This is a genomic window from Marinobacter sp. DY40_1A1, assembly GCF_016597815.1.
GTDB lineage: Bacteria > Pseudomonadota > Gammaproteobacteria > Pseudomonadales > Oleiphilaceae > Marinobacter > Marinobacter xiaoshiensis.
In genome coordinates, this window is the sequence record NZ_VCHA01000002.1 from 40,174 (window position 1) to 59,295 (window position 19,122).

At 53.2% G+C, this 19,122-nt stretch carries 19 protein-coding genes; 9 read left to right on the forward strand and 10 right to left on the reverse strand.

Translation table 11 applies throughout. The annotated features are described in order from the left end of the window. Positions 1–6: 6 nt before the first annotated feature. A complete protein-coding gene (locus tag FFI61_RS06070; RefSeq protein WP_200202915.1) occupies positions 7–447 on the reverse strand; it encodes a universal stress protein in 441 nt (146 codons plus the stop codon). A 178-nt stretch (positions 448–625) separates the two neighbouring features. On the opposite strand from FFI61_RS06070, the gene FFI61_RS06075 reads away from it, so the two are divergent. Further along, complete coding sequence (locus FFI61_RS06075; RefSeq protein WP_200369646.1) at positions 626–1,741, forward strand: sterol desaturase family protein; 1,116 nt, start codon at positions 626–628, stop codon at positions 1,739–1,741. A gap of 9 nt (positions 1,742–1,750) precedes the next feature. Here FFI61_RS06075 and FFI61_RS06080 read toward each other — a convergent pair whose 3' ends face one another. Further along, entirely contained in the window at positions 1,751–1,906 is a 156-nt protein-coding gene (locus tag FFI61_RS06080; RefSeq protein WP_200369647.1) for a hypothetical protein, read from the reverse strand. A gap of 232 nt (positions 1,907–2,138) precedes the next feature. On the opposite strand from FFI61_RS06080, the gene FFI61_RS06085 reads away from it, so the two are divergent. Beyond that, positions 2,139–2,531 (forward strand): globin, encoded by a 393-nt coding sequence (locus FFI61_RS06085; protein ID WP_200202918.1) that lies wholly within the window; start codon positions 2,139–2,141, stop codon positions 2,529–2,531. Positions 2,532–2,612: 81 nt separating this feature from the next. After that, positions 2,613–4,358, forward strand: coding sequence for a SulP family inorganic anion transporter (locus tag FFI61_RS06090; protein ID WP_200369648.1), 1,746 nt, complete (start codon positions 2,613–2,615; stop codon positions 4,356–4,358). Here the strand turns inward: FFI61_RS06090 and FFI61_RS06095 are convergent. The 8 genes from FFI61_RS06095 to dctP form a co-directional block, all read right to left on the reverse strand. After that, positions 4,355–5,572: a multidrug effflux MFS transporter gene (locus FFI61_RS06095; RefSeq protein WP_227714707.1), complete on the reverse strand. Its 1,218-nt coding sequence runs from the start codon at positions 5,570–5,572 to the stop codon at positions 4,355–4,357. The two genes, FFI61_RS06090 and FFI61_RS06095, sit on opposite strands and share 4 nt — an antisense overlap. Positions 5,573–5,746: 174 nt before the next feature. Further along, the gene (gene glcF, locus FFI61_RS06100; RefSeq protein ID WP_200369649.1) at positions 5,747–6,955 is read right to left on the reverse strand and encodes a glycolate oxidase subunit GlcF; all 1,209 of its coding nucleotides are present in this window, start codon (positions 6,953–6,955) and stop codon (positions 5,747–5,749) included. A gap of 161 nt (positions 6,956–7,116) precedes the next feature. Beyond that, positions 7,117–8,184: a glycolate oxidase subunit GlcE gene (glcE, locus tag FFI61_RS06105; protein ID WP_200369650.1), complete on the reverse strand. Its 1,068-nt coding sequence runs from the start codon at positions 8,182–8,184 to the stop codon at positions 7,117–7,119. After that, positions 8,177–9,652, reverse strand: a complete 1,476-nt coding sequence (locus FFI61_RS06110) for an FAD-linked oxidase C-terminal domain-containing protein (protein ID WP_200202922.1) — start codon at positions 9,650–9,652, stop codon at positions 8,177–8,179. Before FFI61_RS06110 ends, glcE begins: the two co-directional genes overlap by 8 nt. 24 nt (positions 9,653–9,676) lie before the next feature. After that, positions 9,677–10,102 carry a GlcG/HbpS family heme-binding protein gene (locus FFI61_RS06115; RefSeq protein WP_200202923.1) on the reverse strand — a complete coding sequence of 142 codons (426 nt, stop codon included), beginning with the start codon at positions 10,100–10,102 and terminating at the stop codon, positions 9,677–9,679. 21 nt (positions 10,103–10,123) lie between these two features. After that, the gene (locus FFI61_RS06120; RefSeq protein ID WP_200369651.1) at positions 10,124–11,659 is read right to left on the reverse strand and encodes a TRAP transporter large permease; all 1,536 of its coding nucleotides are present in this window, start codon (positions 11,657–11,659) and stop codon (positions 10,124–10,126) included. Further along, positions 11,656–12,360 (reverse strand): TRAP transporter small permease subunit, encoded by a 705-nt coding sequence (locus FFI61_RS06125; protein WP_200202925.1) that lies wholly within the window; start codon positions 12,358–12,360, stop codon positions 11,656–11,658. Before FFI61_RS06125 ends, FFI61_RS06120 begins: the two co-directional genes overlap by 4 nt. Before the next feature lie 105 nt (positions 12,361–12,465). After that, positions 12,466–13,602, reverse strand: a complete 1,137-nt coding sequence (gene dctP, locus FFI61_RS06130; protein ID WP_200369652.1) for a TRAP transporter substrate-binding protein DctP — start codon at positions 13,600–13,602, stop codon at positions 12,466–12,468. A gap of 271 nt (positions 13,603–13,873) precedes the next feature. Here dctP and FFI61_RS06135 point away from each other — a divergent pair, with 271 nt between their 5' ends. The 6 genes from FFI61_RS06135 (at position 13,874) to FFI61_RS06160 (ending at position 19,105) form a co-directional block, all read left to right on the forward strand. Then, on the forward strand, positions 13,874–14,632 hold the full coding sequence (locus tag FFI61_RS06135; protein ID WP_200369653.1) for an FCD domain-containing protein: 759 nt from the start codon (positions 13,874–13,876) through the stop codon (positions 14,630–14,632). Between the two features lie 156 nt (positions 14,633–14,788). Beyond that, positions 14,789–15,559: an ABC transporter ATP-binding protein gene (locus FFI61_RS06140; protein ID WP_200369654.1), complete on the forward strand. Its 771-nt coding sequence runs from the start codon at positions 14,789–14,791 to the stop codon at positions 15,557–15,559. An 84-nt stretch (positions 15,560–15,643) separates the two neighbouring features. Further along, positions 15,644–16,396, forward strand: coding sequence for a transporter substrate-binding domain-containing protein (locus FFI61_RS06145; protein ID WP_200369655.1), 753 nt, complete (start codon positions 15,644–15,646; stop codon positions 16,394–16,396). Positions 16,397–16,465: 69 nt separating this feature from the next. Beyond that, positions 16,466–17,170 carry an ABC transporter permease gene (locus tag FFI61_RS06150; RefSeq protein WP_200369656.1) on the forward strand — a complete coding sequence of 235 codons (705 nt, stop codon included), beginning with the start codon at positions 16,466–16,468 and terminating at the stop codon, positions 17,168–17,170. Between the two features lie 2 nt (positions 17,171–17,172). Continuing rightward, entirely contained in the window at positions 17,173–17,898 is a 726-nt protein-coding gene (locus FFI61_RS06155) for an ABC transporter permease (protein ID WP_200202931.1), read from the forward strand. A 169-nt stretch (positions 17,899–18,067) separates the two neighbouring features. Next, complete coding sequence (locus FFI61_RS06160) at positions 18,068–19,105, forward strand: succinylglutamate desuccinylase (protein WP_200369657.1); 1,038 nt, start codon at positions 18,068–18,070, stop codon at positions 19,103–19,105. Positions 19,106–19,122 lie beyond the last annotated feature (17 nt).

A 19,122-nucleotide genomic window follows, 5' to 3' on the forward strand; every position in this document is an offset into this window, starting at 1 on the left:
TCCGCATCATCCATTCACAACAGTAACTGGCCCCGTAGCATGCCGAACGACCTTTTCGCTGATACTGCCAAGCGTGAGACTCCGTAATAAAGAATGTCCTCGCCTCCCCAAAACCAGGTGGTCACCCGGATTACTTTCCAGGTAGTCGATAATTTCCTTGGCAGGGTCACCCCTGAGTAGCACTTCTACAGCTGGCTCAACAACGTCGCCGATAGCTTCCTTGGCAGCGGCAAACACTTCGCGTCCGTAGCTTTGCACCTCTGCATCAATATTCTCCGGCATTTTTCCACTAATTACCTTTTTTTCTATCCGGGCACTCGAAAACACCGTTAAGAGTTTGAGTGGCTGCCCCGTCGCCTTGGCTAGTAAAGCCGCCATTCTGGCCGCCTCCGCTGAGTGCTTTGAGCCGTCACATGCAACCACTATGCAGGCAGGATCTTTTGCCATGACACGTCTCCATTTCTATTGAGTACTCAATCACCATAGCATAGACCGCTTCTGGCATTGCCAAATGCCACAGGCCCTTGGCCCCGCGCCTAAAAACAACCAAGTGTCGCATTAGCACAAGCTTTTGTTTTGCTGCCACTGTAACTTCAAGCCATCAATAAAAATAATGAGGGTAGCAATGGCTGATCACTTTGTAGCTTTTTCCATTCCGTTTTTCTTGCTGTTTATAGGTCTGGAATCACTGTTTTTCTGGCGTAAAAACCGGACTTCGCTGCGTGTGAACGATAGCCTCACCAACATGAGTTGCGGAATAATCACGCTGATATTCGAACTGTTCACCAAGGGTGGCTTGTTCGTGATTTTTGCCTATCTGTCCAACAGGTTCGGCCTGTTTGAATGGAGCATGAACTCTGCGTTTACCTGGATTCTGTTTTTCTTCGTTTACGACTTCTTTTACTACTGGGGCCACCGACTGTCCCACACCATCAACTTTATGTGGAATGGCCACCTCCCTCATCATCAAAGTGAGGAATACAATTTTACGGTAGCCCTTCGCCAAGGCGCCCTGCAAGACACTTTGGTATTCCCGATTTTTCTTCCAATGGCATTTATGGGCTGCCCCATCGAAGTCTTCGCAACCGTTCTGTTGCTGAACAAGTTCTTCCAGTTCTGGATACACACTAAAGCCATTGGCAGGGTGCCGTTTATTGAGGGTATTTTAAACACGCCATCGGCTCATCGTGTACACCACGCGGTTAATCCACGGTATGTCGACAAAAACCACGGCGGGGTAATCATGCTTTGGGACAAGCTTTTTGGAACCTGGGCAGAAGAGCGGGATGACGAGCCCTGCATCTACGGCGTGCGTAAGCCCTATCGAAGCTGGGACCCTCTATACGCTCATGTTGACTGGTGGGCAAGGCTGTGGAAAGACGCAGTGAATACAGAAAAATGGAGCGACAAAATCAAACTCTGGTTCATGCCAACAGGCTGGCGCCCCGCGGATGTCACTGAAAACGATCCCTGGAAGCCCTATGATATTGAGAACTATAAAAAGTACGACCCGGAAGTAAACCTCTGGCAAAAAATTACGGCGGTTGCCCTGTTTTTAGCCACTCTTCCTGTTATCAGCCATCTGCTTTTTGAGCAGTTCAGCTTGCCCCTGTGGAAAAAAGCAGCCCTGTCAGTGGTAGTAGTGGTCTGTCTGTATGCCTGCGCTTACCTGCTCAATGGCACCAAACGCAAATCTCTGGAGGGAATTACAACGAAGAGGACGAACGAAGAATTTTCGTAAAACAGCCCATCAGGCAGCTTTGCGAAAATCCTCCATCCGTACACTCCTATCGCGGTTGCGGCGGTACTTGCTCTTATCTTCAACCACGCGCATCTGATACTTCGGGGTTTTGAGTTCCCGCTGCACCGCACTGTGCTTTGTAGGCATCGCCTTCTTTTTCGCCATAGTAATCTCTCCATCGGCCGTTGTGTTCTAACGCTCACATCATAGCATTTACCGAGACATCAAAGAGCATAAGGAAAGACACGCATCCCATATCCTGTCTGCCCTCTGCCGTGTTTTCTGCGCACCTGTCCTTCCCACTCGTTAACAAAACTCAACAGAAGTACACACGGCCAACCATTACCCTTAGCGCCCTACTCAATTACCCCCTATTCTGAAGGACCTTTAAACGCATATGAATAACACCGATCTGGTTTTCCAAAGCTACGGAAGGTGCTGCAACCGTGATGAGTTTTTCGTGGATTTTTACGACCATTTCATGTCGAGCTCGGATGCCATCAAGAACCGCTTTGTGAATACAGATATGCCCGCACAACGACACCTTCTTCGTCACGGGGTTTTGCAGCTGATTCTCACGTCTCGCGGCATGTCAGACCGCAAGCTCAGAGCGCTTGGCGAAAGCCACAACCGCTCAAACTTCAACATCAATCCCGAGTGGTATTCACTGTGGCTGGATGCGTTACTGAAAACTGTTCGCCTTCATGACCCGGAATACACCAGGGAGCTTGGGGAAGCCTGGAGAGAAGTGCTCACGCCTGGAATCGATCTGATTCGCGGCGCCTACTAAGGGCACCCGCTGATACTGCTTGATTCAGCCAATTGATTTCCACACACTTGTAGGCCAGCCCTCAAGCGATAAGCTGCGTTTATGCTCTACAAACTATTTCCCGGCTTGCTCTGGCTGCAGGGATACACGGCCCACACCCTAAGACAAGACGTGGTGTCGGGCCTGGCTATTGGCGTCATGTTGATCCCGCAAAGCATGGGCTACGCGGTGCTGGCCGGCTTGCCACCAGAGTTTGGGCTCTACGCTTCGATCTTTCCGCCGCTGCTTTACGCATTACTGGGCACCTCGAACAAAATCTCTATCGGGCCGGTGGCACTGGATGCCATTCTTATTCTTTCCGGGCTCAGTGTGCTCGCCGAGCCCGGTTCTGATCAATACCTTCAGCTTGCGATTGAATTAACCCTTCTGGTTGGCTTGATTCAGTTTCTGTTCGGGCTGCTGCGTTTTGGATTTATCGCCAACTTTCTTTCCTATCCGGTTGTTGTGGGTTACACCTCAGCGGCGGCCATCATCATTATCGGCAGCCAACTTCAGAGCCTGACTGGGGTTCATGTCGAAAGTGCCAACGTGCTCGACCTTTGCTATCAGCTATTACTGAGAATTGGTGACTGGCATGGCATTACGGTGGGAATTTCTGTAGCCAGTTTGCTGTTTATTTTTCTTTGTAAACGCCGGGCACCCAAGGTGCCGAACGCGCTCATTCTGCTGGTTGGCACCATGCTGTTATCCGGGCTCTTCCATGCCGGCCAGGCTGGTGTTGAGGTTATTAATTCTGTGCCTCAGGGCTTCCCTTCTCTGCAATTCCCCGAGCTCAGTATGGCAAAACTCGGCGAGTTACTTCCGGTGGCATTTACCGTAGCCCTCATGGGCTTTGTAGGCACCATGTCGATTTGCAAATCCCAGGAGTCGCCAAAGGACAAGCGCAGTGTACAGCCTAATCAGGAGTTGATTGCGCTTGGCCTGGCCAATGCTCTGGGCGCCATGTTCCGAAGTTTTCCTGTTTCTGCCAGTTTTTCACGCAGTGCTGCCATGCGCGAGGCCGGGGCGCTGACTCAAATATCAGGGCTCATCTCTTCTGGTCTGATTGCCATTACAGTGGTTTTCCTTACACCACTATTCACCGACTACCCCCTGCCGAAAGCGGCACTGGCAGCAATTATCGTTATGTCTGTGCTGGGGCTATTCAAGTACAAAGAGATAAAGGGATTGTTCCAACAGGACAGGAGGGAGTTTCTGATTCTGCTGGTTACCTTTGTTATCACCATTTTACTGGGCGTACAGCAGGGCCTGCTTATTGGTGTGGCTGTGTCTTTGATGCTGGTGATTTATAACAGCACAACCCCACACATGGCTGAGCTTGGGAAGCTTGATGGCGAAGATCTTTATCGCAACATCCACAGATTCGAAAGCATTAGCGTGCGTAAGGATTTGCTGATTTTCCGCTTTGATGCGCCGCTCTATTTCGCCAACAAAGACTATTTCAAATCCCGGCTATACAGCCTTATCAAGAAGCGGCCGGAAGGTGCCTTGAAAGCGGTGATACTGGATGCTCAATCTGTAAGCAGCATCGACAGCACCTCCCTGATCATGCTGGAGAGCGTGATCGAAAATCTGCAGGAGCAAGGGATTGAGTTTTATCTGGTTAGCCTGATAGGCCCTGTGCGCGACACGCTTACACAATCAGCGGCACTGCGTGAGTATTTTCTGGCCGAACACATGTTCCCCCAGATACCAGATGCGGTGCTGTACATTGATCAGGGCATCAGCTCCCGCGCCTCAATTGCCAAACAGAGCAATGCAGCAAAGGCGCGGCGCGTCAAAAGCTAGCTTGTGGCAACCGGCTCCTGTTTCTTACGCTCAATGGCTGCTGGTCCGCCAGCAGCCAGCACAGCAGCGCCATAAACGCACACCGCCATAACCAATACGATTGGCAACAAGGTTCCACCAGCCAGGGTGGCTGACAGTGCACTTATCACACCCGCAATCGTGAACTGTGCAGCACCCAACATTGCTGCTGCAGTGCCGCCAAGATGGGGAAAAAACTCCAGGGCATTGGCCATGTTGTTGGGAATAATGGCACCCATAAATCCAACCGCAACAATAATGCAGCCAGCTATAACCCAGTATGGCGCGCCCGCCCAGGCACATATAACCAGTGCACTGACAGCTACAGCCTGCAGAAAAACACAGGCTCTGAGAATCCGCACTGACTCATACTTGTTCAGCAGGCGACGGTTAAGCAGATTCAGGCCAGCCATAGCCACTATGTTTGCAGCAAACAGGCCTGAGAACATGGAATTTGAGAGCCCGAACCACTCCTGGTAAATGAAGGATGCGTGGGTGATAAACACCATCATGGAGCTGAAGCACAGGGCTTGCAGACCAACAAAGCGCATGGTTACACCATGGCGGAGTACCAGCCCATAGTTGGTGATCAATGTAACTATTGGCGTGCGCTCTGTTTGCCGGGCAGGTAAACGCTGGAAAAGCATAAAGTGCAGAACAACGGCTAGCAGGGCTGCGTAGCCTGCCAGCATAAGGAAGATCACGTGCCACTCGCTAAAGTACAGCAGCGCTGAGCCAATGGAGGGGGCGGCGGCAGGCGCGATAAACATAACCAGGCCAATCAACCCGAACAACCGGGCAGCATCCTGACCACTGGTTTGATCGCGAACAATGGCTGGCACAGACACTGCACAAAAGGCACCACCAATGCCCTGAACGATTCGCCATCCCAGCATGTTTGTAAGCGTTTCCGACTGGGCAACCATGTAGGCGGCAATAGCAAACACCAGCAGCCCGGCGAACAATATCCGCTGCCGGCCATAGCGGTCGGACAATGGCCCACCCAGCAACTGCGCAAGCCCCAAAGCGCCAATATAAGCGCTCAGCGTGAGGCCGACGCCTCCATGGCCAACACCTAATTCATCAGCAATTTCCGGGAAGGCCGGTAGGTACGCATCAAGTGCCAATGGCCCCAAGGCAACGGTCATGCCTAGCAGGACAGCTAGTTGAAGGTGGGACATAGGGGTTGTATTCAAATCGGTATCCAAATGAGAGAGGCCAGGCAGAAGATGCTGAAACCGTGGATTGTTAGCGTGCTTACAACTTAGCAGTCTAGCGCATAGCAGCAAAATACACTCCCTTAGTGACGGAAATCACTGAGGGAGCATCACAATCATCATAAGGAATACAGAGCAGGCTAGCCTTACTACTTATTGATCAAGCAGCTCTATCCAGTGCTGCACCGGCACTTGGGCTTTGGTCTCAAGGTGCATTTGGCAACCTACGTTGGCCGTTACAATGCAGTCAGGGTTATCCACCGTCAGTGCTTTGAGCTTATTGCCCAGCAGTTTCTGGCTTAGTTCTGGCTGCAACACCGAATAGGTACCGGCAGAACCACAGCATAAGTGCTTGTCTTTGGTGATGGCCAAGCTGATGCCTGCCTTGGTAAGCACCTGCTCCACAACACCGCTCTGCTTCATAGCGTGCTGAAGTGTGCAGGGGCAATGAAAGGCAACTTTGCCAGAGGTGTTCTGCACCTTGAGGCTTTCGAGGTCCTGTTCTAGCAAAAATGCACCAAGGTCGGTGCATAGCTCGCTGACCTTGGCGGCTTTAGCTGCGTAAACCGGGTCGTTTCTTAACAAGTGCCCGTAGTCCTGCACCATGGCGCCACAACCTGAGGCGGTCATAATCAGCGCTTCTGCGCCGGATTCGATGGCTGGCCACCAGGCATCGATGTTCTGGCGCATGCGCTCCAAGCCCTTCTCGTGCTCTGAGAGGTGGTAGTTCACCGCGCCACAGCATCCGGCTTCCGGGGCTTCAACCATGGTGATGCCGAGCTTGTCCAGCACTCGAGCGGCAGCGACGTTAGTGTTCGGTGTTGCAGATGGCTGTACACAGCCCGCCAGCGCCAAAACTATTCTGTTGTGGCTTGCGGCGGGCCAGGGGCTGGCCTGTTTTTTCGGGGGTACTTTGGCTCGCAGTTTGGCGGGCAGTATTGGGGCGAAGGTTTGCCCGAGTTTCAGCAGGTATCCAAACAGCACCCGGTTGGGGACTACTCGCGCGAGCGCCCAGCGCATCCACTTTTCTTTCGGGGGGCGTGGCAGTTCTTTATCAATAAGGTCGCGGCTGATATCCAGAAGGCGACCGTACTTAACGCCCGAGGGGCAGGTGGTTTCGCAGCTGCGGCAGGTTAGGCAGCGGTCGAGGTGTTCACGGGTTTTTTCGGTAACTTCGGCGCCTTCGAGGAACATTTTCATGAGGTAGATGCGGCCTCGGGGGCCGTCGCGCTCGTCGTTCAATTCCTGGTAGGTGGGGCATGTTGCGGTGCAGAATCCGCAGTGGACGCAAGCCCGCAGTATGGCTTCTGCTTCCTGTCCTTCTGTTGTGTTGGCGAACTGTTGGACTAAATTTGTTTGCATATCGTGCCTGCTAAAGCTTCAAAATCGGTGGTGTCGCGATGAGGCGGATAACTCTCTGAAACACGCTGTGAATACTTCCCTGTACGCTTGGCTACGCCATCCATGGCTTCGCACAGTTTCAGAGAGTTATCCGCCCCATCGCTGTTCTGACTTTGGCGAATCTACATCCAGCTATATAACCTGCCCGGGTTAAATATTCCGTCGGGATCAAATGAGTTCTTCACCCGCTGCTGAATCCTTTTAAGCGCATCAGGCTGGCTGTGCATCACTTCACCACTTCTGTCGCCACCCCGGAACAGGCCTACCTGCCCGCCAGCGACGCGAGCCAATGGTTCCATATCGCTCAGCTGTCCCGTACCCCGGAACCAGCGCTGGGAGCCTGCCCAGTCTATGAACCAGTCGCCTTCGATGGCGGGGTTCGCAGCAGTGGAGTTAACGGAGAATCGCCATAGCGCTTCGTCGCTTCCGGTGAAGAAGTCGTGCTGCATGTCTTGTACTAAGCGCCAGAATTCTGCGCCTGCTTCCATTACCTCACCACTCCACTTTTCTGCGGTGGCTTCTACGGCTGTTTTGGCTCCGGAGAGGCGTAGATAGACTTTGCCGTCTACCCAGCAGGCGGCTGTGATGGGTTTGGGTTCGGCTGAGCGGCTGTTCATGTAGTGGAGGACTTCGTCCATGCCCACTTCCTGCACTAAGGTCATGCTAGCGGCGGGGCTGGGCATTACTTTCAGGCTGATTTCAGTGATGAGCCCCAAGGTGCCTAAAGCTCCGGCTTGAAGTCGGGAGACATCATAGCCGGCGACGTTTTTCATCACTTCGCCGCCAAACCGCAAATGCTCGCCTTTGCCGTTAATCAGGCGAATGCCCAGAACTTGATCTCGGACCGATCCAGTCCAGGGTCTGGCTGGGCCAGACAGGTTGCAGGCGAGTGTGCCACCAATGGTGGATTCTGGGCCAAAGTGAGGGGGTTCAAAGTGGAGCGCTTGGCCTTGTTCGGCCAGCACCGCTTCAATGTCAGCCAGGGGCGTGCCTGCACGTACGGTCATTACCAACTCTACGGGATGGTAATCCACTATGCCTGTGTGCTCGCTCACGTTGAGGGTGCCGGCATCTGCACTGGGCTCCCGGCCGATGAAGGCTTTGGTGTTGCCGCCCACTATGTTGAGCTTCTCCCCGCCAGCGCGGGCCTGGAGCACTTGCTCCTGCAGTTGTTGAGAGATATCAGCCATGTTGTGCGGCTTCCGTATGTTCGTGCTTGTGTTGTTTGTATTCGAGCGACCGATATTCCTGACAGTACTTCAGCGCAGGCACAGCTTTGCCCGGATTGAGAATGCCTGTTGGATCAAACGCGGCTTTCACATCGTGAAATTGCTGAAGTTCTTCATCGTTGAATTGAATCGCCATTTGGCGAATCTTCTCCACGCCCACGCCATGCTCGCCGGTAATACAACCACCAACATCCACACACATTTTCAGTATTGCCGCACCAAAGGCTTCGGTACGCTCGAACTCTCCCGGCACGTTTGCATCAAACAGGATCAACGGGTGCAAATTGCCATCACCGGCATGGAATACGTTGGCGACTCGCAAGCCGAACTCTTGAGACATTTTGTCCATCTCAGACAACACATAAGCAATGTGTCGGCGGGGAATGGTGCCGTCCATGCAGTAGTAATCAGGGGAAATGCGCCCGACTGCAGGAAACGCGCATTTCCGGCCCAGCCATAACAGCGCCCTCTCCTCTTCGCTTTGGGAGGTGCGAACCGAGGTGGCGCCAAGCTTTCGGAAAACCTCTTCGGCCTCTGCAATGTGCTCGTGAACTTCTTCTTCGGTGCCATCCACTTCGCAAAGAAGCAGCGCTTTGGCGTCTCGGGGGTAGCCGGCACCGGCAAAGTCGTCGGCTGCCACAATGGCGTAGCCGTCCATCATCTCCAGGCCGCCTGGAATTATGCCGTGGGAAATAATGCCACCAACGGCATCACCCGCTTTTTGTACGCTATCGAAACCGGCCATCACTACCTGTGCCACTTCAGGCTTGGGCAATAGCTTTACTTTAACTTCTGTTACCACGCCCAGCAGGCCTTCCGATCCGGTTAGCAGAGCGAGTAGATCCATACCACAGCTATCCAGCCCGTCGCTCCCCACAGTTACCACATCACCTTCAGCGGTGACTATTTCCACACTGAGGAGATTGTGTACCGTCAGCCCGTACTTCAGGCAGTGCACACCACCAGAGTTCTCCGCCACGTTGCCACCAATGGTGCAGGCAATCTGCGACGAAGGATCGGGGCCATAGTAAAGACCGTATTGAGCCGCCTCTTCGCTGATAGCGAGGTTGCGAACTCCAGGTTGCAGGCTGGCCGTTCGTGCCAGCGGGTCGATGTTCAGAATGCGATTAAACTTGGCAAGCGACAGCACCACGCCTTCCTTGTTCGGCATGGCACCGGCACTGAGCCCCGTACCCGCTCCGCGGGCAACAACCGGAACCCCATGCTTATGGCAAATCCGCATGATCCGCTGCACCTGGGTTACGGTTTCCGGTAGCACTACCAGCAACGGCATTTCGCAGTACATGGACATGCCGTCGCATTCGTAGGGCTTCATGGTTTCGTCATCAGTGATAACGAAATCTGCATCAACAAAGGCCCGGAGCTGTTCAGCCAGCTCCGCTTTGCTGATGGTTGGCTTGGTTTTCATAAGGCCTTCCTCAAACCGCCTGTTTCAGCCTCGTTGGGCTGCAAAGTAATCAAGCCCCGCCTGGGCGCAATCCATGTCCTGCTGTGGCGTGCCGGAACTCAATCCGATACCACCCACAACCTCGCCATCGACGATCACGGGCAAACCTCCACCCACAGAACTTACGCGCCCGCCTACTTCTGTATGGATACCAAAAGCCAGGCTGCCAGGTACGTTAACGGCATTGTATTCATGGGTTGCTTTCCTGGCCGCTGCCGCCGTGAACGCTTTGTCCTGGGCAATGGTAACGCTCGTGATTTTGCCTCCATCCATGCGCTCGAAGGCAATCACGTTGCCAGACTCATCAACAACCGCGATGCACATGGGCACTCCGATTTCCCGGGCCTTTTCAGCCGCCCCGGCAATCAACAGCCGGGCTTCGGCCAGATCAAGTCTCTTGATAGTTAACATGTTACTAACCTCCAGAATGGATCAGCCGTAAACCAGCCCTGGCAACCAGGTAACAACACCCGGAATAGCGATGCACACCATCAAACCAAAGGCTTGAATGGCAAGGAACACCAGGGAGGATTTGAAGATAGTGCCCATGGATATTTCCGGAGGGCACACGCCACGTATGTAAAACAGTGCATAGCCAAAGGGAGGGCTAAGGAACGACATCTGCATGTTCACCAGATACAGCACCCCGAACCAGAGCACGACGTCATCACCCTCTACAGGTGGCAATCCGAAAAGGCCTTCAAACGTCAGCGCTTTCACAATCGGGATGAAGATAGGAACAGCCAAAAGCAGGATGCCAACCCAATCCAGGAACATGCCCAGCACGATCAACAGTCCCATCAGCAGAAACAGAATGCCGTAGGAGGACATGCCGGTACTCAGAATGGAATCTGTTACAAACTGCTGGCCACCCTGCAGAATGTAGAAGCCAACGAACACAGAAGCCCCGAACATGATCCACAACACCATGGCAGAGGCTTTAGCCGTGGTTATGGAGGCTTCACGCAGGCCACTGATATTGAACTTGCCGTGCATGATGGCAACCACAATGGCACCGAATGAACCGATACCCGCGGCCTCAACCGGCGTGGCTATGCCACCGAACAGCAGCCCAAGAACCAGCGCCACCAGAATCAGAGGAGCAATCAAACCTTTCAGCAGAAGCAGCTTTTCCCTCAGGGAAATACGCTCATCAACCGGAACAGGAGGCCCAAGGCTTGGGTTCAGCCAACTGCGAATCAGAACATACGCAATATATAGGCCGGAGAGCATTAGCCCGGGAATAACTGAACCCAGGTAAAGCTCGCCCACCGACTGCTGCGCTACCACTGCATAGAGTATGGCAAGAATGGACGGTGGGATAAGAATACCCAAGGTACCGCCCGCCATAATGGAGCCAATGGCAATTTTGTGGTCGTAGCCACGCTTCAGCATGGCAGGCAACGCGATGATTCCCATGGTTACAACCGCAGCACCGATTACGCCAACCATGGCAGCCAAAAGCGTAGAGGCCAGTATGGTTGCTGTTGCAAGACCACCACTTAGGCCGCCCATCCATTTGTAGACCACACTGAACATTTCCTCGATCAGCCCGGCACGCTCCAGCATGGACGCCATGAAAATAAACAGCGGAATCGCAGCCAGATCGGAGTTGGTCATCATCGGGAATATGCGGCTGGGCACGATGTTGAGCATCATGGAATCGCCCACCAGATACACAAATAGCACCCCGAGGCCGCCCGTAACGAAGGCCAGTGGCAAGCCCATCATCAGGGCAACGAAAAGCGAGCCAAACATCAGATAAGTAAGCGGGCCGATTTCAACACTGGCAAGGCTGCCAGCAAATTTGAAAAGGAATTTCTCGTCGCTGAATGGATCGTAGAACAGGATATTGATCATCTCGACACAGATGACAAACCCGAACCCTATGGTGGCCAGAATCATCAACCAGGTGCCGAGCTTACCCGACAGAGTAGGACCTGAAGCAGTCGGTGTACTGGTAGTCATGCGACACGCTCCTGTCCCAGGCGAACAAACAGGACAATATCCTTAATGAGCTTGGATATGCCCGCGAGCAGCAACAAGGTGGAGCCAAGCATCATCATGCCTTTTACCGGCCAATACTGAATGCCCCAGGTCTCAACAGTGGTTTCATTCATGGAGTATGAATTCTCGAAGAAGGTCCAGGAGGTAACCATGAGTACCAAGGCAAACACGAAGAAGAACATTGAAGTGAAAATATCCATGCCAATCCTGCCCCGCACCGGCAAGAGGTTGTAAACCACATCCACTCGCACATGAGCGCCATGGAGCATGGCAAAGGCGCCTGCCAGCAGGTACTGCATCCCCAGCAACAGGAAGCTGGCTTCATGCACCCACACCGTGGGCTGGTTGAACATGTACCGCATGACAACTTCGAAAAAATAGAAAACCACTGCGTTGACCGTCCAAAAGGCGACAAACTCGCCAGATTTCTCACTGATCCAGTCAATAATGCGGGTAAACCAGTTACCTTCGAACTTCAGGTAAACCAGAGGGTCATCTTCCATAGCCTGCAACTCACCTGGCGTCATGCCAGGCTCTGCGGGTTCGCCGCCGCGAGCGCAAGCCCACTTATGCCATCCCATCATGATGAGCGGCATCACTGCCAGCCAGCCCCAATACATCCAGTGCGGCATTACAAATCCGAAGCCTTCCAGATCAGACATGTCGTTACTACCTCAGCCATAAAACGGGGAAGGAGGCGCTCCGCTTTTCAAGAGCAATCCCTAGCCTTCCCCACTGTGCTTTTATTGTTGTCAGATAACGCAGGCTTACTTGCCTTTGACGCCTTCCAGATCAGACTCGCTCACATAACCAACGGTGTCGTTCATCATGTACTCAAGCTGCATGTCGAAGATGGCGCGGGCATCCTCATCCTTGTTTGCCCACTTGTACCAGATGGGAATCGCGGCACGGCGGAACTCGGCAAGGTCATCCTGGCTGAGGCGGGTTACCGTATCGCCGTCGGCCCGGAACTTCTTCATGGCTTCGATGTTGCGCTTCTGAATGGTGAGGTAGTGAATCTGGGAATAATTGCGGACTTCATCCTCAACCAGTTTTTGCAGTTTCGGATCAAGGTTGTTCCAGTTTCGCAAGTTGACGGTGAGGTCCATCAAGTCCACTGGCTGGTAGATAGACATAACACCGGGAGGGCCGAACATGATGTAGTCGGTTACCTGGGAGAAGCCCAGCTCATAGTTCACCGCCGGGCCAACATAATCCGCCGCATCAATGGTGCCTTTCTCCAGTGCAGGGAAAATATCAGAGCCGGGTAAGCTTACAGTCGAGACACCAAACTGCTGGAACACTTCGGCGACCATTCCGCCGGGCACACGAATCTTCATGCCCTTCAAGTCGCTCAGTTTGTTAACCGGCTTTTTGGAGTGAATGATGTTGGCATCGTGCTGAATGGGGCCTACGTAAAACAAGCCGTACTTTTTATAGATTTCCCGGGTCTTCTCCAACATGCCCATGGAGTAGAACATAGTGTCCCACTGGTGCGGCTGATCCGGGCCTGCAGGATAGGAAGACAAAAATACCGATGCTGGAATCTTGCCAGACCAATACAAGGTGAACGGGTTCATACCTTGCAACACGCCATTACGCACAGCCTCAAACAAGGCGTTGTTATCGGCAGCAACCGCCTTGGCCGGGAACGGCTTGAAAATAAGCTCTCCGCCGCTTTTTTCCTTGATGCTCTCGCACCATTCTTCGAACAGGTCGTAACCGACAGTGCCCGCATCCCAAACTGACTGAATTTTCCAGGTTGTTGCAGCGTGAGCCTGGCCTGCCCCCATCATCAGGGCACCAGCCAAAGCGGCCCCAAGGGCTGCGGTTTTCAGAAAACCCCTGCGCTGCGAAGCTGCACCGGCTTCGCAATTATTAGTATTGGTCTTGCTCGGTTTCATCGAGACATCTCCGTTAAAATTGTTGTTATGTTTTTTGTAGAGCTCTGAGCAACACCGGCTTCATACCCGGCATCAAAAACGATATTCGTTGGCAGTACCTGTTTAGTCCAGCAAAGAGACAACTGGTCCGACCAGTTTCTGTAACTGGCAAAATGGACGAACGCGGCCCAATCGGCCATATTCAAAGGGCTGTCGTATTGCGGGCAGCGTTAACCTGATAACAACAATTACAACCATCACTGGTCAGACCAGTGATCCCGCAGGCAAGAAAATGGCAATTTCACGTGAAGTCTCATACCGGCTGGAAAGGCTCATCCTTGATGGGGGCCTGGCGCCGGAACAAAAAATACCTTCAGAACGGCAACTTGCAGCGCGCCTTCGGGTTTCGCGGTCGGTGATTCGTGAAGCGCTTCATGAGCTTCAGGGGCGCGGTGTGATAGAAACCCGCCACGGCAAGGGCTCCTTCGTTTCTACAATGGTGCCCGGATCTGACGATCTCCGCGAGCAGGGCCCCTTGATGCATCTTTTTGAAGGGCATCCACGAACCCTCTACGATTTGCTGGAAGTTCGTGAGCAGTTGGAAGGGCAAGCAGCGTTCCTGGCCGCAAAGCGTGCAACCAGCCTCGACCATCACCGGATCACCAAAGCGTTCAGGGCACTGGAAGAAACCGACCCACTAAGCAATGCACGCCCGGATCACGGTTTCCATCAGGCAATTGTTGAGGCTTCTCATAACCCGATTCTGGTTCATGTACTCAACAGCCTTAAGAACATGATGCTGATGACGGTGCAAGCATCGGTCGCCAATCTCAACCCTCGGGCCGAGAAGCGTAAGAAAATTGTGCAGCAGCACCGGCAACTGTATGAAGCTATTATGGCCGGGCGGCCGGCCAGTGCTCAAAGGGTTGCCATGGCGCATGTTCGCTTTGTAAGTGAATCACTGCGCGACATGGAGAACGAAGGCAGCGAACTTATACGCATTCCGGTTATTCCGGAAACTGCAGGCTGCCAGCACTCCAGCATCGGCTGACACCTGCAAAATGCTTGCATTGAACACTCATTCCGCCACAATACGGGATCTCAAATAGAGGCGCTGGGAAATAGTAATATTGTATGTGCGCACGGCATTGGTTTCTGCCGCCACAACCCTTAAAGCGCCCTTGAATTTCAGTTTCAGGAGCCCTCCATGGCGGACCAAGCGCCTTTGATCTGCAAAGACATACACAAAACCTTTGCCGAGCTCGAAGTGCTCAAAGGTATTTCACTCGAAACCCGCAAAGGCGATGTGGTTTCTCTGATCGGCAGTTCCGGCTCTGGTAAAAGTACCTTTCTACGCTGCATTAACCTGCTGGAAACCCCAACGTCTGGCGACATTATTGTGCACGGCGACCCCATCAGGTTCACCACCAACCGGAAGGGTGAGCGTATTCCGGCAGATAACAAGCAGGTAGAACTGATTCGCGCCAAGCTTTCCATGGTATTCCAGAGCTTCAACCTCTGGTCTCACATGACGGTGCTGGAAAACATCATTGAAGCGCCAATCAACGTGCTCAAGGTTCCAAAAAAGGAAGCCATTGAACGGGCAGAGGCTTACCTGAACAAGGTGGGAATATACGAGCGCAAGGATTATTATCCGGCTCAGATGTCCGGTGGCCAACAGCAGCGGGCAGCCATAGCCAGAGCACTGGCGATGGAACCAGAAGTAATGCTGTTTGACGAGCCAACCTCAGCACTGGACCCGGAGCTGGTTGGGGAAGTATTGAAAGTTATGCAAAGTCTGGCTGAGGAAGGCCGCACCATGATCGTAGTAACTCACGAAATGGCATTTGCAAAGGATGTGTCGACTCAGGTGCTGTTTTTACACCAGGGCGTTATCGAGGAACAGGGAACACCCCAGAAGGTGTTTGATAACCCTGACTCGGAGCGCATGAAACAGTTCCTGGCTCCCAAGTTCTGACAGGCGGTGCTATCTTTATCGCTGTTGGACATATAATTTCCAAAAAAATAACGCCCTAGAGGCGACCCACTGGAGAAGTGACACATGAAAAAACTGATAATTGCAGCAAGCTGCGCTCTGGCCATGTTTGCCACAGGTGCACAGGCAGATGAGCGTAATTTGCGCATTGCTTTCGACGTACCCTATGAGCCGTTTGAATACAAAGATGAAAATGGTGAGCTGACAGGCTTCGAAGTTGATCTGGCCGCTGCCATGTGCGAAGAAATGAAAGCAGACTGCGAGTTTGTTATTCAGGCTTGGGACGGCATGATTCCCGGTCTTTTGGCCCGTAAATTCGATCTGATCATGTCTTCCATGTCGATCACTGCGGAGCGTGCTGAGCGGGTTCTTTTCTCCGAGCCCTACTACAACACCCCAGGCGGCTGGTTTGGCCCTGACAGCTTCAACGCAGACGTTACCGACATGAGCGCCATGAAAGGTAAAACCGTAGGTGTTCAGCGTGGCACCACCATGGATACCTTTGTCACCGAGGAAATGAGCGGCGTAGTAACCATCAAGCGTTACACCACCGCAGATGACATGGTTCTGGATCTCGAAGGCCAGCGTCTGGATGTTGTGTTTGTTGACTACCCGGTAGGCGAACAGACTGTTCTCACGAAAGAAGGCTTCAAGGAAGTTGGCGAGCCCGTAAAGCTGGGTGAAGGCGTTGGCGTTGCCATGCGCAAGCGCGACAAAGATGTTGCCGAAGAGGTTAACGCGGCACTGCGTAAGCTGAAGGAAAACGGCACCTACGACGCCATCATGAAGAAGTACTTCGCTTACGACGTAAAAGTCTGACCGTCAGGATTTAACACTACCAGCCTCAGGTGCAGCCTTAACGGCTGCACCTGACTACCGGACATTCCCATGTTTGATCTGAAAGGCTATGGCCCGGAGCTGCTGAACGGAGCAGTTGTCACCATTGAACTGGCCTTCCTGTCTCTTGCCCTGGCACTCGTTCTGGGGCTGATTGGTGCGGTGGCCAAGCTGTCTGGCAGCCGCGTAGCTGTTGGCCTTGCGACCACATATACCACCCTGATTCGTGGTGTTCCTGATCTGGTGATGATGCTGCTGTTCTATTACGGCGGCCAGGTGGGCGTGAACATGCTCTCCGACTATATTTGGGAGACGTACGAAGTCGATTTTTTCTTCCAGTTTAATCCGTTCATTTCCGGCGTAATAACCATAGGGCTGATTTTCGGCGCCTACATGACCGAGACTTTCCGGGGCGCTTTTCTGGCGGTTGAAACCGGGCAGATTGAAGCCGCCCGCGCCTACGGATTCAGTACCTGGCACACCTTCCGCAGAGTAATGGTTCCACAAATGCTGCGCCATGCCCTGCCAGGCATCGGCAATAACTGGCAGGTACTGCTCAAAACCACAGCTCTGGTGTCTATTATCGGCCTCACGGATATGGTCCGTGTAGCGGAGGAGGCGGCCAAGGCGGAGCGCATGCCCTTTCACTTTTTCATTCCGGTGGCGTTTGTGTATCTCGCCCTCACGGCAGGCTCCGAGCTTTTCATTAAGTGGCTCGACAAACGAGCCAATGTCGGCGTGATTCAGGAGACTTGACGATGCCACCCGACTTTATTGCTGCCTGGCTCAACAAAAACGATATTTTTACAGCCATGACCATCATGGAATACTGGGATGGGATGGTTACGACTGTTCAACTGGTATTTCTGTGCCTGATTATCGGGTTGGCGTTTGCGGTTCCTTTGGCAATTCTTCGTACGGTTAAGAACCCGTTTGTGTCTGGCCCGGTGTGGCTTTACACCTATCTTTTCCGTGGCACGCCGCTGCTGATTCAGCTGTACATTATTTACTATGGCGTTGCCCAGATTCCCGGCATTCAGGAAACTTTCTGGTGGGAGATTTTCCGGGAGCCCTTCTACCCTGCCCTGCTGGCATTCACTTTGAATACCTGCGCCTACACCACTGAGATTATTCGCGGTGCGATCATTTCGACACCCCATGGTGAGATTGAGGCTGCGAAGGCTTACGGTATGAATTGGTTTATGCGGATGCGGCGTATTGTGTTGCCCAGTGCTGCGCGGCGGGCGGTGCAGGCGTATTCCAATGAGGTTATTTTCATGCTGCACTCGAGTGCGATTGCGAGTGTGGTTACGATTGTGGATCTTACGGGGGCTGCGCGGAATATTTACTCCCGGTTTTATGCGCCGTTTGATGCGTTTATTTTTGTGGCGCTTTGCTACATGGTGCTTACGTTTATTCTGGTGTTTGCGTTCCGCAAACTTGAGAATCATTTGTTGCGGCATCAGCGGCCTGTGGGCTCTTGATCAATGATTAAAAGCACCGCCTGAAACAATGTGCCAGGGCAGGTGGTTACGCTCCTTCCGGGAGACGCTACGAGCACATCCATGTGGGCTTGACTGAAGCCATCCATGGCTTCAGACACTCCCGGAAGGAGCGTAACCGCCCGCCCTCCGAGCTCTTCGGGGAGCCTTCATGACAGCAACTGCACAAATACACTTATTTGAACCCAATCCTGACTGGCTAGCTCATACGCTTGCCCACGCCGCAGTCGATCTCCCGGAAACCAAAACCATCCTTTCTGATGGCACCTGCATCAGCCGCAAAGCTGTTGGTGTTTTACAGCTTACGCCGCCACCTGATCGTGCCAATCCGAATCAAGAGGCGCTGATTGTCTCAGCCGGAATTCACGGCAATGAAACCGCTCCCATAGAAGTTCTTAACGCGCTGCTCAGCGAGCTAGTGAACGGAGAGTGGCAGTTGGCTTGTCCGCTGTTGCTGATTATGGGAAACCCGCCAGCCATGGTGGCGGGGGAGCGGTTTTTGGATGTGAACCTTAACCGTTTGTTTAACGGTGCCCATGGCAAACCGGAGTATGACGGGCTGCCGGAAGCGGGTCGGGCGAAGTTTCTTGAGGAGGCCTGTCGGCAGTTTGCTACAGCGCATCCGCATGCCCTTTCCCACTATGATTTGCATACGGCCATAAGGCCTTCCCAGCGGGAGAAGTTTGCGCTTTATCCGTTTGTTGAAGGCAGGCAGGTGCCGGAGGTGCAGTGTGATTTCTTGCTGGAGGCGGAGGTGGAAACTCTGCTGTTGCAGCATAAGGTGGGCACTACGTTTTCGTCGTTTTCCTCATCCGTGCTGAACGCTGAAAGTTTTACGGTGGAGCTGGGCAAGGTTCATCCTTTCGGTATGAATGATCTCACTCGATTCGAGGGTGTTAAAAATGCACTTCGGCGGCGGTTTTGTGGTGAACCCGCTCCTGCCACACAACCACCCTTTGACCATCTCACGGTGTTTGAGGTGGTGTACGAGATTCTGAATACAGGGAAAAACTTTCAGTTTCACATTCCGGATGATGTGGCCAACTTTACCGAGTACGCCCCGGGTACCGTCATCTGGGAGGATGACGATACCTGTTACAAGGTTGGCGAGATTCCAGAGGCGATTGTGTTTCCAAACCGGGATGTGCCGGTTGGTCAGCGGGTGGGCCTGTTGATCAGGCCCCGTTAAGCCCCGCCGGCACAACG